The organism is Parafrankia irregularis (assembly GCF_001536285.1).
Lineage (GTDB): Bacteria > Actinomycetota > Actinomycetes > Frankiales > Frankiaceae > Parafrankia > Parafrankia irregularis.
Window position 1 is genome coordinate 401,606 of record NZ_FAOZ01000002.1, and the last position, 14,043, is coordinate 415,648.

The 14,043-nt window shown below is 70.3% G+C and carries 8 protein-coding genes; 4 read left to right on the forward strand and 4 right to left on the reverse strand.

What is annotated here, in order from left to right:
• Positions 1 to 147: 147 nt before the first annotated feature.
• A complete protein-coding gene (locus tag AWX74_RS04335; RefSeq protein ID WP_091271717.1) occupies positions 148 to 1,620 on the forward strand; it encodes an ABC transporter substrate-binding protein in 1,473 nt (490 codons plus the stop codon).
• Positions 1,621 to 1,831: 211 nt separating this feature from the next.
• Here the strand turns inward: AWX74_RS04335 and AWX74_RS04340 are convergent, their stop codons facing one another.
• From AWX74_RS04340 to AWX74_RS04355, 4 genes are read right to left on the reverse strand one after another with little or no spacing between them, the layout of a single operon-like run.
• Positions 1,832 to 2,428 carry a GTP-binding protein gene (locus AWX74_RS04340; protein WP_035952152.1) on the reverse strand — a complete coding sequence of 199 codons (597 nt, stop codon included), beginning with the start codon at positions 2,426 to 2,428 and terminating at the stop codon, positions 1,832 to 1,834.
• Positions 2,409 to 2,768 (reverse strand): DUF742 domain-containing protein, encoded by a 360-nt coding sequence (locus AWX74_RS04345; protein WP_006541596.1) that lies wholly within the window; start codon positions 2,766 to 2,768, stop codon positions 2,409 to 2,411. Before AWX74_RS04345 ends, AWX74_RS04340 begins: the two co-directional genes overlap by 20 nt.
• A gap of 25 nt (positions 2,769 to 2,793) precedes the next feature.
• A complete protein-coding gene (locus AWX74_RS04350) occupies positions 2,794 to 3,216 on the reverse strand; it encodes a roadblock/LC7 domain-containing protein (protein WP_006541597.1) in 423 nt (140 codons plus the stop codon).
• On the reverse strand, positions 3,213 to 6,998 hold the full coding sequence (locus tag AWX74_RS04355; protein WP_091271719.1) for a nitrate- and nitrite sensing domain-containing protein: 3,786 nt from the start codon (positions 6,996 to 6,998) through the stop codon (positions 3,213 to 3,215). The genes AWX74_RS04350 and AWX74_RS04355 overlap by 4 nt, the downstream gene beginning before the upstream one ends.
• Positions 6,999 to 7,423: 425 nt before the next feature.
• On the opposite strand from AWX74_RS04355, the gene guaA reads away from it, so the two are divergent.
• The 3 genes from guaA to pcrA all read left to right on the forward strand — a co-directional run bounded on the left by guaA (position 7,424) and on the right by pcrA (position 13,980).
• Entirely contained in the window at positions 7,424 to 9,028 is a 1,605-nt protein-coding gene (gene guaA, locus AWX74_RS04360) for a glutamine-hydrolyzing GMP synthase (protein ID WP_091271720.1), read from the forward strand.
• A gap of 788 nt (positions 9,029 to 9,816) precedes the next feature.
• Positions 9,817 to 11,229, forward strand: coding sequence for a threonine ammonia-lyase (locus AWX74_RS04370; RefSeq protein ID WP_091271726.1), 1,413 nt, complete (start codon positions 9,817 to 9,819; stop codon positions 11,227 to 11,229).
• A gap of 159 nt (positions 11,230 to 11,388) precedes the next feature.
• Positions 11,389 to 13,980 (forward strand): DNA helicase PcrA, encoded by a 2,592-nt coding sequence (gene pcrA / locus AWX74_RS04375; protein ID WP_091271729.1) that lies wholly within the window; start codon positions 11,389 to 11,391, stop codon positions 13,978 to 13,980.
• Positions 13,981 to 14,043 lie beyond the last annotated feature (63 nt).

Sequence of the window (14,043 nt, forward strand, 5' to 3'; positions counted from 1 at the left end):
CACGGATCGAACCTGCTGCCCTCCGTGAGGGCTTTCGGTAGAAGTCCGACATAAGGGGCCGCCTTGCGCACTGGCGTTCGCGGCGGAGTTGGAGTGGGATGGACCCGGTGAATTCCATTTTTTGGTCATGCGGCAGGATCGTGTGTCATGTTCTGGTCTGACCGCGTTGCGGGTGCCAGGCGGCGGGACGCCGCCCAGGAGGTCTCGGTCAACGGAGGTGCCAGCCTCCCTGATCCGATCGGGTCGGCGCCGGAAACGGCACCGCCGGTCCTGGCTGCCCCGCGGGTCGAGATGCGTCCGGAGGGCTGGCGGCTGGTTGATCGTCGCGGCATTCTCAAGGCGGCCGGTATGGCCGCGGCCGCGGCGCCCGCGGCGGCCCTGCTGGCGGCCTGTGGCGGCGGTTCCGGTGGCGGCGAGGCCCGTAAGGTGCGCATCGGCATGGTCAGCCCGCGCACCGGGGCGTTGCGAAGCTACGCCGATGTGGACTCCCACGTCGTCGAAAGCATGAACACCATCTTCGCCGACGGCACCCGGGTCGGGCGCAACACGCTACCGGTGGAGATCTTCGTCCGGGACGGGCAGTCCGACCGGAACCGCGCGGCCGCGGCCGCGGCCGATCTGATCTTCGTCGACAACGTGGACATCGTCCTGGTCGGCGGCGGCGCGGACAACGTGAACCCGGTGTCCGACGTCTGTGAGGCGCAGGGCGTTCCCTGCCTTTCGACCTCGGTGCCCTGGGAAGCGTGGTTCTACAGCCGTGGCGGCAAGGCCGAGACACCGTTCTCCTGGACGTACCACGTCTACTGGGGGATGGCGGAGCTCCGGGGGGCCTACCGGGCGATGTGGCGGGCGCTCGACGTCCCGCACAGCGTCGCCCTGCTACTCCCCAACAACCAGGAGGGCGAGGCCTTCAACAACGCCGCCTACGGGTTGTCGAAGCTCACCGACGATGGTTTTCAGATTGCCGGTACGCACCGCTACAACGTCGGCGACCAGTCGTTCGGTACGTTCGTGGACGGTATCGTCTCCAACAAGGTGTCGATAATCGCCGGCAACCCGAGCATCACCGACTTCTCGGCGTTCTGGAAACTGCTCAACGAGAAGGACTACAAACCGCACATCGTCACCCTGTCAAGCACCCTCCTCTTCCCGACGGATGTGGAGGCGCTCGGTCTCGCGGCCGACGGGTTCACGACCGAGGTCGGCTGGTCGCCCAAGTTCCAGTACCGCAGCTATCTGACGAAGCGGACGGCCGAGGAACTGGCCAACGAGTTCGACATGGGCACCTGGTCCCAGCCGCTCGGTTTCATCCATGCACTGTTCGAGATCGTCGCCCAGGCGCTCGAGAGCGTCGACTCCATCGACGACCGCAGCGCGGTTGCCGCGGCGATCGCCGGAGTGCAGGCGAGCACGATCGTCGGCAACGTCAGCTTCAACAACGCCCCGAACACCGGAATCCCCAAGAACGTCGCGACCGTTCCGCTGGCCGGCGGGAAGTGGACGAAGCAGCAGTCCTCCAGCGTCCCCTATGCCCTGCATGTCGTCGAGGCCAACGGGCTGACGCTCGCCGCGGACGCCGACAGCACCCGGATGGTCGACCTGCAGAGCATTAACACCTGACCGGTGGACCACAGCTGACTGGTGGCGGTGGTCCGCGGCTCCACCGAGCCGCGGCCCACCGCCACCAGGTCGGCTTTCGGTTTACCGGCTCGTCCGCTTTCCACCATTCGAGAGATCCACGACAACGGCGTGGGGGCGCTCCCGTGATCGGGAACGCCCCCACGCCGTTGTCAGCGTCGGGCACCGGGCCCGCGAATCCGTCGTCCGCGGGTCAGGTCCGTGCCGCCGCGCGCGACATCGTGTGCTCGACGACCGCGATCAGCGCGCTCTTGGTCGAGTCGCGGTTGCGCGCGTCGCAGGTGATGATCGGCACGGCCTGGCTGATCTGCAGCGCCTCCCGCACGTCCTCGATGGAGTGCCGAAGAACGCCGTCGAAGCAGTTCACCCCGATGACGAAGGGGAGCTGACGCTGCTCGAAGTAGTCGACCGCCGCGAAGCAGTCCGCGAGACGCCGGGTGTCCGCCAGCACGATCGCGCCGATCGCACCGCGGACGATGTCGTCCCACATGAACCAGAACCGGTACTGCCCGGGGGTCCCGAACAGATAGAGGATCAGGTCCTCGTCCAGGGAGACACGGCCGAAGTCCATCGCCACGGTCGTGGTGGTCTTGTCAACGAGATGAGTGAGGTCGTCGACGTGTGCGCCGGCCTCGGTCATGACGGCCTCGGTGCGCAGCGGGACGATCTCGGACACGGAGCCCACGAACGTCGTCTTGCCGGCGCCGAACCCGCCCGCCACCACGATCTTGACCGATGTGGTGGCGACGGCGGAGTTGACCCGTCTGTGGTCAGAGCTTTCGAAGGCCACTGAGAACCCTTTCGAGCAACGCGAGATCCGGCGCCTCATCGCGGTCCGGCTGCTGGTGGACGCGGACGAAGCCTTCGTCCGCCATGTCGCCTACCAGGACGCGGGCGACCCCGAGAGGCACCCTCAGACCGGCGGCGATCTCAGCGATTGACCGCACCTGCCGGCACATGGCAGCGATGGTCTGCTGCTCCAGGTTGAGGCTTAGTGCCCGCTCCTCACCGAGCGGGGTTGTGAAGACGAGTGCCTCTATGGCGAGCTCGTAACGGGACCGAGTCCGCCCACCGGTCATCGCGTAGGGGCGGACGACCGGTCCGGGCGCGTTCTCGGGATCGATGCTCACCCTGACTCCCTGGACCTACCCACATTCACCGCGGAAGCGTTCCCTGCAGCTCGGCTCGCAGAGCCGGCGTGAGGACGTCCTTGGCACGGGTGACGAGCAATGCCATCTCGTAGCCGACAAGGCCGATGTCACAGGACGGCGCGGCGAGTACCGCCATGCTGGCCCCGTCGCTGATGGCCATGATGAACAGGAAGCCGAGTTCCATCTCGACGACGGTCTGCGTCACGGCTCCGGCCTCGAACACCCGGGCGGCGCCGCCGGTGAGGCTCACCAGCCCAGAGGCGACCGCGGCGAGCTGGTCGGCCCGGTCCCGGGGGAAACCGTCCGAAACAGCCAACAACAGTCCGTCGGCGGAAACCACCACGGTGTGGGCGACGCCCGGAACCCGGTCAACAAAGTTGTTGATCAACCAGTTGAGGTTCTGAGCCTCGGTACTCACGGGTGTCACCGTTCCTCCTGCGCGTCACGTCGGGGGTTCCTCGTGGTGTCGACTCCGACATCACGTCCCTGCCGCACGCCCTGGTAGAAGCTGGCGAGCCGTCCACCGACAGCCTCTGGCGAGCGTGTCGTCGGCTCGGGGGGACGCCGGCGGGGCGCTGGTTCGGCGCTGCCGGGCACGAGATGGGTCATGGGAACTCGAACCGGTAGTCCGGACCGTGTGGTGCCGCCGGTGCTGGGCTGACGGAGCTGCTCCGCGGCCTTCCAGCCCTCGTCACCCGCCGAAGACCAGGAGCCGTCGGCGGTCTGGCCGGCGGCCGGCCCGGTGGGGGTCAGACGCTGCGGCCCGGTCTGCGGCATCGGCCGCGGCGCCTGTGCCGCCGCGGGTGCCGGAATCCCGGCCCCTGGGCGGCGCATCCCCCGAGCGGGGGATTCGAGAAGGGGTTCGCCCCGCGTCGGTACCCGCGGTGCGGCCGCCGGTGGCATACCCGGTCGGGCTGGTGCCTGCGGCTGGGGCCGCCGTGGCAGAGGCGTCCCCGACACCGATGCGGCCGCTGGTCGGGCCGGGCCCTGACCGCGGACCGGGCCCGGGCGGACCGGGGCCTGCTGGCCGTTGGCCGCACCGTCGGCGGGCTCAGGTGTCCTGCGCTGGAACCAGGCCGAGACCGAATCGAAGATCGGCGTGGTGAGGGCGTCATCCCCCTCCTGCTCGTCCGCGACGATCTCGCCGGTGTCCTCTCCGCGCCCGAAGGCGGTCCGGGCGAGCGGGCCGCTCTGCGTCGGGTCCACCCCCCGGTTGCTCCGGAAGGCCGCGGCGAGGTTCGGGCCGGTCTGGGGGAACGCGTCGTTCGGCTCGGGGCTGGGTCGGCTGGGCGCCCGGTTGAAGACCCCGCCCGGCCGCTGCAGAGCGTCGGTGTCCGGCTCGCTGTACATCTGGGTGGGGCCGGTGACCGGCCCGACGGGCAGCGGACCGGAGGGCGGTGCCTCGTCGTAGCGGCCATCCATGAGGGGGAAGCCGCCGGTGTCCGTGGAGAAGCCACCGGTGTCGAGGGAGTAGCCGCCGGTGTCTGTGGAGAAGCCACCGGTGTCGGCGAGGTCAGGGCCGGGCTCCGGTGCCTGTTCCAGCTCACGTCGCCCCGTTGGAGGCGCGTAGGCGCGGGGCTGCTCGCCGGAGTGCGGTCCGCCGTAGCCGGCGCCGTCGCGGTAGGGCAGCGGAAGCGGACCGGAGTTGAGGGCCTCCAGGGAGAACTCGCCGGAGTCCTCCGGGCCGCGCCCGTGCATCGGGTAGGAGCCGGTCGAGTCGCCGCCGCCTGGTTCGGCACCGGCGGGAGCCCGGTCAGAGGTGTTGTCCCGGTAGCCGCGAGGGTCACGCGCGTACTGGCCGTTGCGGTCGGACCGGTCGGATCGGTCGGACCGGGAGCCGTCGAACAGCGACGCCCCGCCGGGGGTGGCGAAGCCCCCGCTCGCCGGCTGCCCGAAACCGGGGTCCCGGCCGAGCCCGTTGCTGGCGGGCGCGTACGAGGAGCCGCCGGCCGCCGAGGCTGCCGCAGGATCCACGACGGGGCTGAAGTTCGTGGTCTGCAGGCCTGCTCCCAGCCCGTTGCGCTCGGGGGCAGGGGGTAGGGCGTTGCCGCGCGCGGGCGGGAGGGCGGCGGCGTCCCGACCACCCGTGCCCGGGCTGAGGGCGGCCGGGCGTGGGCCGCTCGGGGTGGCTCCGCTGTCACCGGTGACCAGCTTCGCTGGCAGCCGGACAACCGCGGTGATGCCGCCGGAGGCGGACTCGCGCAGCTGGACGCGGATGCCGTGCCGGCTGGCCAGCCGACCGACGGCGAACAGACCCATGGTCCGGGAGACGGAGACGTCGACGACCGGCGGGTTGGCGAGGCGGTCGTTGACCCGCTCGAGCTCCTTCGCGGGCATGCCGATGCCCTGGTCCTCGATCTCGATCATGGCGCCGGCACCCGGGCCGAGTGAGTGGCTGGAGACCAGGACGTCCGTGACCGGTGGGGAGTAGGACGTGGCGTTCTCGAGCAGCTCGGCGATCAGGTGGACGACGTCGCTCACACCGCTGCCGGCGATGGAGACCGGCGCGGCACCGGTCTGCTTGACCCGGGTGTACTGCTCCACCTCGGAGATGGCCGCGAGTACGACCTCGTTGACCGGGACGGGGTGGGTCCACCGCCGCGCGGTGTCCGTGCCGGCGAGAACCAGCAGCGACTCGTTGTTCCGCCGCATACGGGTGGCGAGGTGGTCGAGCTTGAAGAGGTTGGCGAGCTGGTCCGGGTCCTGCTCACGGTTCTCCAGATCGTCGATCAGGCGGAGCTGCCGCTCGACGAGTCCCTGGCTTCGCCGGGAGAGGTTCACGAACATCGCGTTGACGTTGTTCCGCAGGACGGCCTGCTCGGAGGCGAGCCGGACCGCCTCCCGGTGGACCGCGTCGAACGCCCGCGCGACTTCACCGATCTCCTCGTCGGAGTCGATACCGATCGGCTCGACGTCGTCGTTGAGGGTCTGATCACTGGAGTCGCGCAGTCGGCGGACGGCCTCGGGCAGCCGTCGGCCGGCGACGTCGAGTGCGGCCGTTCGCAGTGAGAGCAGCGGCCGGACCAGCGACCGGGCGACGACCACGGCCGCCAGCAGGGCGCTGGCGAGAATGAAGACGATCAGCAGACCGGAGAGCAGCGCGCCGCGCTGAATGCTGCCGCGCAGCTCGTCCACCCGATCATCGATGTCGTTGAACAGGGTGGCGTCCACCTCGGAGCTGAGGTTGATCCATTCCTGGGTGGCTCGAGCCCACTTCTCTGACGGCGGAGACGCGAGCTTTTGGCCAGTGGTGGCCTCGAGTATCTGCTCCGTGTAGAGATCAGTGCTCTTGATGTCCAGGCTCTCGTCGGGGTTGAGCTTCTCCCGGAAGCGGCTGAGCTGAGCGGGAGTCGCGTCTTCCTCGAACGCGCGGACCAACTCGATCCGCTGTGAGTGAGCGGTGAGGAACTCGCGGTAGTCATCGGTCGAGAATGGATCAGCGCTCAGGATGACGCTGTACGCGAGGGTCTGCGTCGTCGCGATTTCCTCGTTCGCGCGAACGAGGTGATCGGCGGCGTTGACGCTGCGCAGCAGCGTCGGATCGTCATTTCCCTGGGGGATCAGGACCACCAGGTCGATCAGGGAGGTGATCAGGGGCGAGTATGCGGCGCGCACCGAGCTCGGGTCCGCCATGGTGGTGCTGGCCTTGCGCAGGTTGGCCAGATGGCCCAGGGCGTTGGTGGTGTCACGCAGCGAGTTGCGGACCTCGGGCCCGAAGGACCCCTGGTGCCGCTTGACGATGTTCTGGTAGCTGGTGAGCGCGTCGTTCGTCGCCGTCTGCCGGGCGGCTACGGACGCCACGGCACTGCTCCCGCTGCCGCCACCGCTGCTGCTGCCGCTGGAGGCGATCCTGCCGGCGGTGTAGGTCCGCTCCTCCTGCAGGGCGTGGACGAGGGTGGACGCCGATCGGTTGATCTCGATGAGGTCGCGGATCCGGTTGACGTCCCGAGTGCTGGTCAGCACGGAGGCCGCCTGGATCGAGGAGTTGACCAGGATGGCCACGACGGGCACGGCGAGAATCGCGATCAGCTTGGTGCGTACCCGCCAGTTGGTCGGGTCGGTCACCGTCTGACGAAGGCCGCGCCCACCGGCTCGTTCCGGTCGTGGCGGCGTCGGGGGCTGGTCGCCGTGGTGTCCGTTGTCTTCCACGGACGAACCAGCGGCAGCCATGGGCGGCTGGTCTGTGGCCATGCCCGTGCTGCTGGCCATCGGTTGTCTGCGCACGTACCTTCGCAACCTCTCCGCCAGCCTCCCGGAACAGGTCGTACCAGGATGGCTCGGTATCGGGCCCGGATGTCCCTCACAACGCACCTTAGCGGGACGTAGTGAGCATCCGAAAGGCGCCCACCGTACGCCCGTTGTGGGTCACGGGCCAGTTGTGGGCGGTTTGCGCCCGAGTTTGTCACCGATGCCCATCTCGGTGGGCACTGTGGGTCGAGCTGATCGATGGGTTGGCCGCATCGATCGCGGGTGAGGACGTTCATGGACCTTTCGATGGGATCACGCATCATGGACTTCGCGAGTCCTTCGCCGGTCGGTTCGTCCGGACGAGCCGAAGACGCCTCCAATGTGCCGCCGCCGGGCGACGCGTGCCACCCGGCACGCATCCGCGTCGGCGTCCGTAGGCTTGATGAGTGAACGAGTCACCTCGTGGCAGCTATGGCTCCACCGATGCACATCCCGGATACGACACCGTTCTTGTGATCGACTTCGGCGCGCAGTACGCCCAGTTGATCGCTCGCCGTGTGCGTGAGTGCCATGTGTACTCGGAGATCGTCCCGTGGGATATGCCGGTCGCGGAGATCCTGGCTCGCCGTCCGGCAGCGTTGATCCTTTCGGGTGGCCCGAAGTCGGTCTACTCGCCGGGCGCCCCGCGGGTCGATCCGGCCCTCTTCTCCGCCGGGATCCCGGTCCTCGGGATCTGCTACGGCCACCAGGTGATGGCCCAGGCGCTGGAGGGGACGGTCGCGCGTACCGGCACCGCCGAGTACGGGGCGACCCGCCTGCAGGTGAGCGACCCCGGAGTGCTCTTCGACGGGCTCGCCGTCTCCCAGCAGGTGTGGATGTCCCACGGTGACTCGGTGACGGCGGCGCCCCCCGGGTTCAGGGTGACCGCCTCGACCCCGTCGACGCCGGTCGCGGCGTTCGAGGATCCCGATCGTCGCCTCTACGGCGTGCAGTTCCATCCCGAGGTCGTCCACAGCGAGCGGGGGATGGACGTCCTGCGTCACTTCCTGCTCGCGGGAGCGGGCTGCCGGCCGTCCTGGACGATGCTCAACATCGTCGACGAGGCGGTCGCCGCCGTGCGCAAGCAGGTGGGCGGCGGTCGCCTCATCTGCGGTCTGTCTGGCGGCGTCGACTCGGCGGTGGCGGCCGCGTTGGTGCAGCGGGCCGTCGGGGATGCGTTGACCTGCGTGTTCGTCGACCACGGCCTGCTCCGGGCGGGGGAGGCCGAGCAGGTCGAACGCGACTTCGTCGCCTCGACCGGCGTCGAACTGGTGCACGTGAAGGCGGCCGACCGGTTCGCGGCGGCACTGGCCGGTGTCACCGATCCCGAGCAGAAGCGGAAGATCATCGGCCGCGAGTTCATCCGGGTCTTCGAGGAGGCCGCACGCGAGCTCGACGCGCGGGCCGAGGCCGAGGGCGCCAGGATCGGATTCCTTGTGCAGGGCACGCTGTATCCCGACGTCATCGAGTCGGGCTCGCCGACCGCGGCAAAGATCAAGTCCCATCACAATGTCGGTGGCCTTCCCGACGACCTGCAGTTCGCGCTGGTCGAGCCACTGCGCACGCTTTTCAAGGACGAGGTCCGCCACCTCGGCGAGGAACTCGGGCTCCCCGAGGAGATCGTCTGGCGCCAGCCTTTCCCCGGGCCCGGGCTGGCCGTGCGGATCATCGGCGAGGTGACGCCCGAGCGGCTCGACATCGTGCGTGCCGCAGACGCGGTGGTCCGCGAGGAGATCCGCCGGGCCGGGCTCGACCGCGAGATCTGGCAGGTCTTCGCGGTGCTGCTCGCGGATGTTCGGTCGGTGGGGGTCCAGGGCGACGAGCGGACCTACGGTTGCCCGGTGGTTCTTCGTGCCGTGACCAGTGAGGACGCGATGACGGCCGACTGGGCCCGGCTGCCTGCCGCGTTGCTGGAGCGCATCAGCAACCGGGTCGTCAACGAGGTGCCGCAGGTGAACCGGGTCGTCTACGACATCACGTCGAAGCCGCCCGGCACGATTGAGTGGGAGTAAGGCGATCGGTTTCGGTGTGGCCGGTGGTCCGCCGGCTACACCGCTGGACCGTCGGCGGGCGGTCTTGGCGTCAGGTGTTGGGGGTTACATGTCCCAATATTGCGGTCGGGCGTCGATCGTCGTTGGTTTTGTGTCGTTTCGTGACTGTTTGTGGGTTCGCAGTGGCCCGTCGGCATGGTGCATGGGCGACGATGCATTCTGCGGATGTCCGTCTGGAGGCTCTCCGGGGGTTGACCTCGGTGCGGACTTCATAGACCTGTCCGGCCTAGTCCGGTGCCATCGTGAGCCACCCGCACTCGGTCGGGACATAGGTTTGGTTGCGCCGGCGGATGGTATTCCCGCTCGGATGTTCGAGGCGACTTCATACGATCCCGGCGGCCGGTGTTTTGTGTCGGGGAGTCGCCGCTCGGTGGCGATAAACCTCCGAAGCGATCCGGTGATTCACCGTGGGGAACATAGCGAACCGGACATTACGGATATTTAGTGGAGTATGAGGTGCTGCCTTCGGTTCACAACGGCGATCGCGTCGGAGTGGAACCGCCCGGTGTCGGGCTGGTCGCGGGCGGCTCGGTCGCCCGGACGAAGCGTCCCCTGCCGGCCGGCCGGTTTGACTACGTCCGCGCCGCGGCGCACTCTAGAGGTGTGCCGCTGTTCCTCATGGTGATTACGTAGGCGCGCGACCGCCCGAGAGGGTCGCGCGCCAAGCCCTTCCGCCCATCGGCGGGGGGCTTTTTTGTTTGCCGCGGCCGCAGGGGTGAGGTGGCCGCCGAGCCACCAGGAGAGTGTCGATGACATCACCATCAGTAAGAAGGCCGCCGGCTGATGGCGCCGGGTCGTCCCGCGCGGACGACCCGACCGACGCCGACGGCGCCGGAGAACGTCAGGGCGGGGCAACGGGGGCCCTCGCCCGGATCAGTCCGCAGTCAGCCGTGCCGGCGCCCGAACGCGCCCGAGGCACGCTGCCCGCCCGCCGCCCGTCCGGTGGGCGCACCGCTCCCCGCGCCCGCGGTTGTGACGCGGCCGGGCTGCGTCCCGCCGGCCTTGCTGGCAGCTTGGGACTGGCTGGCAGCTCGGGGCTGGCTGGCACCGCTGGGCTGGCTGGCAGCTTCGGCCTGTCCGGCGGTCCTGTCCGCGCTGGCGTTTCCGGCCTGCCGGTCGATCTCGCCGAGGTCACCGCGGCCGCCGGGCGGCTGGGCGGTGTGGCGCGTCGTACCCGGGTCGTGCCGGCGGCCGGGAGTCTGACCGGGCATGTCGGTGCGCCGGTCTGGCTCAAGTGCGAGCACGAGCAGCACACCGGTTCCTTCAAGCTGCGGGGCGCGTTCAACCGGATCGCGACCGCGGGGCCGCGGGCACGCGCGCGGGGAGTCGTCGCGGCGAGCGCCGGCAACCACGCCCAGGGCGTCGCCTTCGCGGCGGCTCATTTCGGCGTCGCCGCGACCATCTTCGTGCCCGAGGGCGCGAACCCGGCCAAGGTCGCGCGTACCCGTGCGCTGGGCGCCCGCGTCGAGCACGTACCGGGGGGCGTCGACGCCGCGCTGCGAGCCGCCGACGCCTACGCCGCCGCCAGCGGTGGCCTGCTGGTCCACCCGTTCGACGACGCGGCTGTCATCGCGGGCCAGGCAACGATCGGGCTGGAGCTCCTGGAACAGGTGCCGGAGCTCTCGACAGTGATCGTCGGGGTCGGTGGTGGGGGTCTGCTGAGTGGTCTGGCGGTGGCGCTCAGTGGCCTGCGGCCGGACGTACGCGTGATCGGCGTTCAGGCGGCCGCCGCGCCGGCGTTCGCGTCGTCCTTTCACACCGCCCGCCGTCTGGTCGTCCCACCGGGCGCTGCCGGTAGCGGCGCGGGCTGCCTCGCCGATGCCGGCCAGGCCGGGGCAGCCACGGGAACCGTGGCCGACGGCATGGCGGTCGGCGCGCCCGGCCGGCTTACCCTGGCACTGGCCGAACGGCTGGTGGACGACGTCGTCACGGTCGACGAGGACGCGTTCTGGGAGGCGATGGTCGCGCTGCGGCGGTCGGGCCACCGGGTGGAGCCCGCGGGAGCCGCCGGCGTCGCGGCCCTGCTGCGGATGCCCGAGCTCGCGGGCGGTGTCACGGCGGTGGTGCTCTCCGGCGGCAATCTCGACCCCGCGGTGGACACCAGGGTGGCCGCGCTCGCGGCCGACGCGTCCGCCGGCGCTCGGACGAACGCGCCTGGGTGACCGCGACTGGGCGACCGCGTCCGGGTGAAAGCATCCGGACCCGAACGCCGACCCGCGGGCCGCGCATGGAAGTGTCGGACCCGCCCGGCATCATGGCGCTGTGGTTGAGCTGGCCACCGCGTCGGGCGGTTCGTCCGTCGAACGTACGATCGAGGTCTGATGAGCACTCTTTTCGACGACACCTTTGGCCCTGAATCGCTGGTCGACGGTCTGGCACCCCTTGGTGGCGCGGGCTCGCGGGAGGGTGCGGCGGCCGGCGGTGCGGCGCGCGGCGGGGCCGCCGGCGGCGGTCGGGCGTCGGGCGACTTCGGCCCGGCGGTGCTCGAGGCCGGGGCGGGTCGCCCCAGGCCGCCTCGGCTCGACCCGGGCGAACTGCTGGAGGGGCTCAACCCGCAGCAGCACGCGGCGGTGGTGCACGCGGGCGCGCCGTTGCTCGTCGTCGCCGGTGCGGGCTCGGGCAAGACCCGGGTGCTGACCCACCGCATCGCCTACCTGCTCGCGGCGCGTGGCGTGCGGCCGGGCGAGATCCTCGCGATCACGTTCACGAACAAGGCCGCGGGGGAGATGAAGGAGCGCGTCGAGGCGCTCGTCGGCGGGCGGGCCAGAGCGATGTGGGTGAGCACGTTCCACTCGGCCTGCGTGCGCATTCTGCGCTCGGAGGCGGCGCGGCTCGGGTACGCCTCCTCCTTCTCCATCTACGACGCGGCGGATGCCCAGCGCCTGCTCACGTTGGTCACCCGCGATCTCGACCTCGACCCCAAGCGCCACACCGCCAAGGCGCTCGCGGTGGCGATCAGCGCTCTGAAGAACGAACTCGTCGACTGGGAGACGGCCCGGGACCGGGCCGCGAGCCACATCGAGCGAACCGTCGCCGAGGTGTACGCCTCCTACCAGCAGCGGCTCGCACAGGCGAACGCGCTGGACTTCGACGATCTGATCATGATGACGGTCAACCTGCTCCAGGCGTTCCCCGACGTCGCCGAGCACTACCGGCGGCGGTTCCGCCACGTGCTCGTCGACGAATACCAGGACACCAACCACGCCCAGTACGTCCTCGTCCGCGAGCTGGTCGGCCGCCCTGGTCCGGCCGGGAGCACGGGGGCGGGGGCCGAGTCGGCGGCGGTGGGCCAGCACGGCACGGGCGGCGAGGACGCTGCCGGGCTGGCGGGAGCGGAGTACGGCGGTGGCGGTCCGGTCCCCGCCTCCGGCGCCCTGCCGCCGGCGGAGCTGTGTGTGGTCGGGGACGCCGACCAGTCGATCTACGCCTTCCGCGGGGCGAACATCCGCAACATCGTCGAGTTCGAGCAGGACTACCCGAACGCGGCCGTCATCCTGCTGGAGCAGAACTACCGGTCCACCCAGACGATCCTCTCCGCGGCGAACGCGGTGATCGCGCGCAACGCCCAGCGCAAGGCGAAGCGCCTGTGGTCGGATGCCGGTGACGGGGAGCGGATCGTCGGCTTCGTCGCCGACAACGAGCATGACGAGGCCGCCTTCGTCGCGGAGGAGATCGACCGGCTCAGCGACGACAAGCTCGCCCGGCCGGCGGATGTGGCGGTCTTCTACCGGACGAACGCCCAGAGTCGGGTGTTCGAGGAGATCTTCATCCGGGTCGGGCTGCCGTACCGGGTGGTCGGCGGCGTCCGGTTCTACGAGCGCCGCGAGATCCGTGACCTGCTCGCCTACCTGCGGGTGCTGGCGAACCCGACGGACACGGTGAACCTGCGGCGGATTCTCAACGTTCCGCGCCGCGGGATCGGTGACCGCGCCGAGGCGATGATCTCGGCCTTCGCGGAGCGCGAGCGCATCCCGTTCGCCGACGCACTCGCCCGGGTGGACGAGGTGCCCGGGGTGGCGACCAGATCGGCCCGGTCGGTCCGGGACTTCGTGGCGCTGCTGGGCGATCTGCGTGACCTGCTGCCGAGCGGCCCACTGGCCGTGATCGAGGCGGTGCTGGAGCGGACGGGCTATCTCTCCGAGCTCGTCGCTGAGGACACCATCGAGGCCCAGGGGCGGGTCGAGAACCTGCGGGAGCTCGTCGGGGTGGTCCAGGAGTTCACCGAACGGCGTCCCGACGGCAGTCTGGCCGAGTTCCTGGAGCAGGTCTCGCTCGTCGCGGACGCGGACCAGATCCCCGACGACGACGGCTCCGACGGCGTCGTCACGCTGATGACGCTGCACAGCGCGAAGGGCCTGGAGTTCCCGGTCGTGTTCCTCACCGGGCTGGAGGACGGTGTCTTCCCGCACCTGCGCACGCTCGGGGATCCGACCGAGCTGGAGGAGGAACGGCGGCTGGCGTATGTGGGTGTCACCCGGGCCAGGGCACGGCTGTACCTCACCCGGGCCCAGGTCCGCAGCGCCTGGGGGCAGCCGGCCTACAACCCGCCCTCCCGGTTCCTCGGCGAGGTTCCGGATGCGCTCGTCGAATGGCGCCGGCTGCCCGAGCCGGCTCCGGCCACCAACAGCGGGCGCTTCGCCGGCTCAGGCGCGGGCTCGGGCGGGGCAGGCGGCTTCGGTGGCGCCGGTGCGAGGCCGGTGAACTCCCCGTTCGGGGCGAAAAGCTCCCGGCCGGCCGCGCGCCCGATCATCGACCTGAATCCCGGCGACCGGGTCACCCATGACACGTTCGGCCTCGGGGTCGTCGTGGCGACGAGCGGAGTCGGTGACTCCCGCCAGGCCAAGATCGACTTCGGCTCCGACGCCGGGACGAAGGATCTCCTGCTGCGGTACGCGCCGGTGGAGAAGCTCTGAGCCGAGGCCTCCGGCCACGCGGCCCCGGCCCCCGTGCTGCCGCGCCCAGCGCGGGCGGCAGCG

Coding starts and splice junctions, on each gene's coding strand:
- AWX74_RS04335 (WP_091271717.1), top strand. CDS start 148: ATGTTCTGGTCTGACCGCGTTGCGGGTGCCAGGCGGCGGGACGCCGCC.
- AWX74_RS04355 (WP_091271719.1), bottom strand. CDS start 6,998: ATGGCCAGCAGCACGGGCATGGCCACAGACCAGCCGCCCATGGCTGCC.
- AWX74_RS04370 (WP_091271726.1), top strand. CDS start 9,817: ATGACATCACCATCAGTAAGAAGGCCGCCGGCTGATGGCGCCGGGTCG.
- pcrA (WP_091271729.1), top strand. CDS start 11,389: ATGAGCACTCTTTTCGACGACACCTTTGGCCCTGAATCGCTGGTCGAC.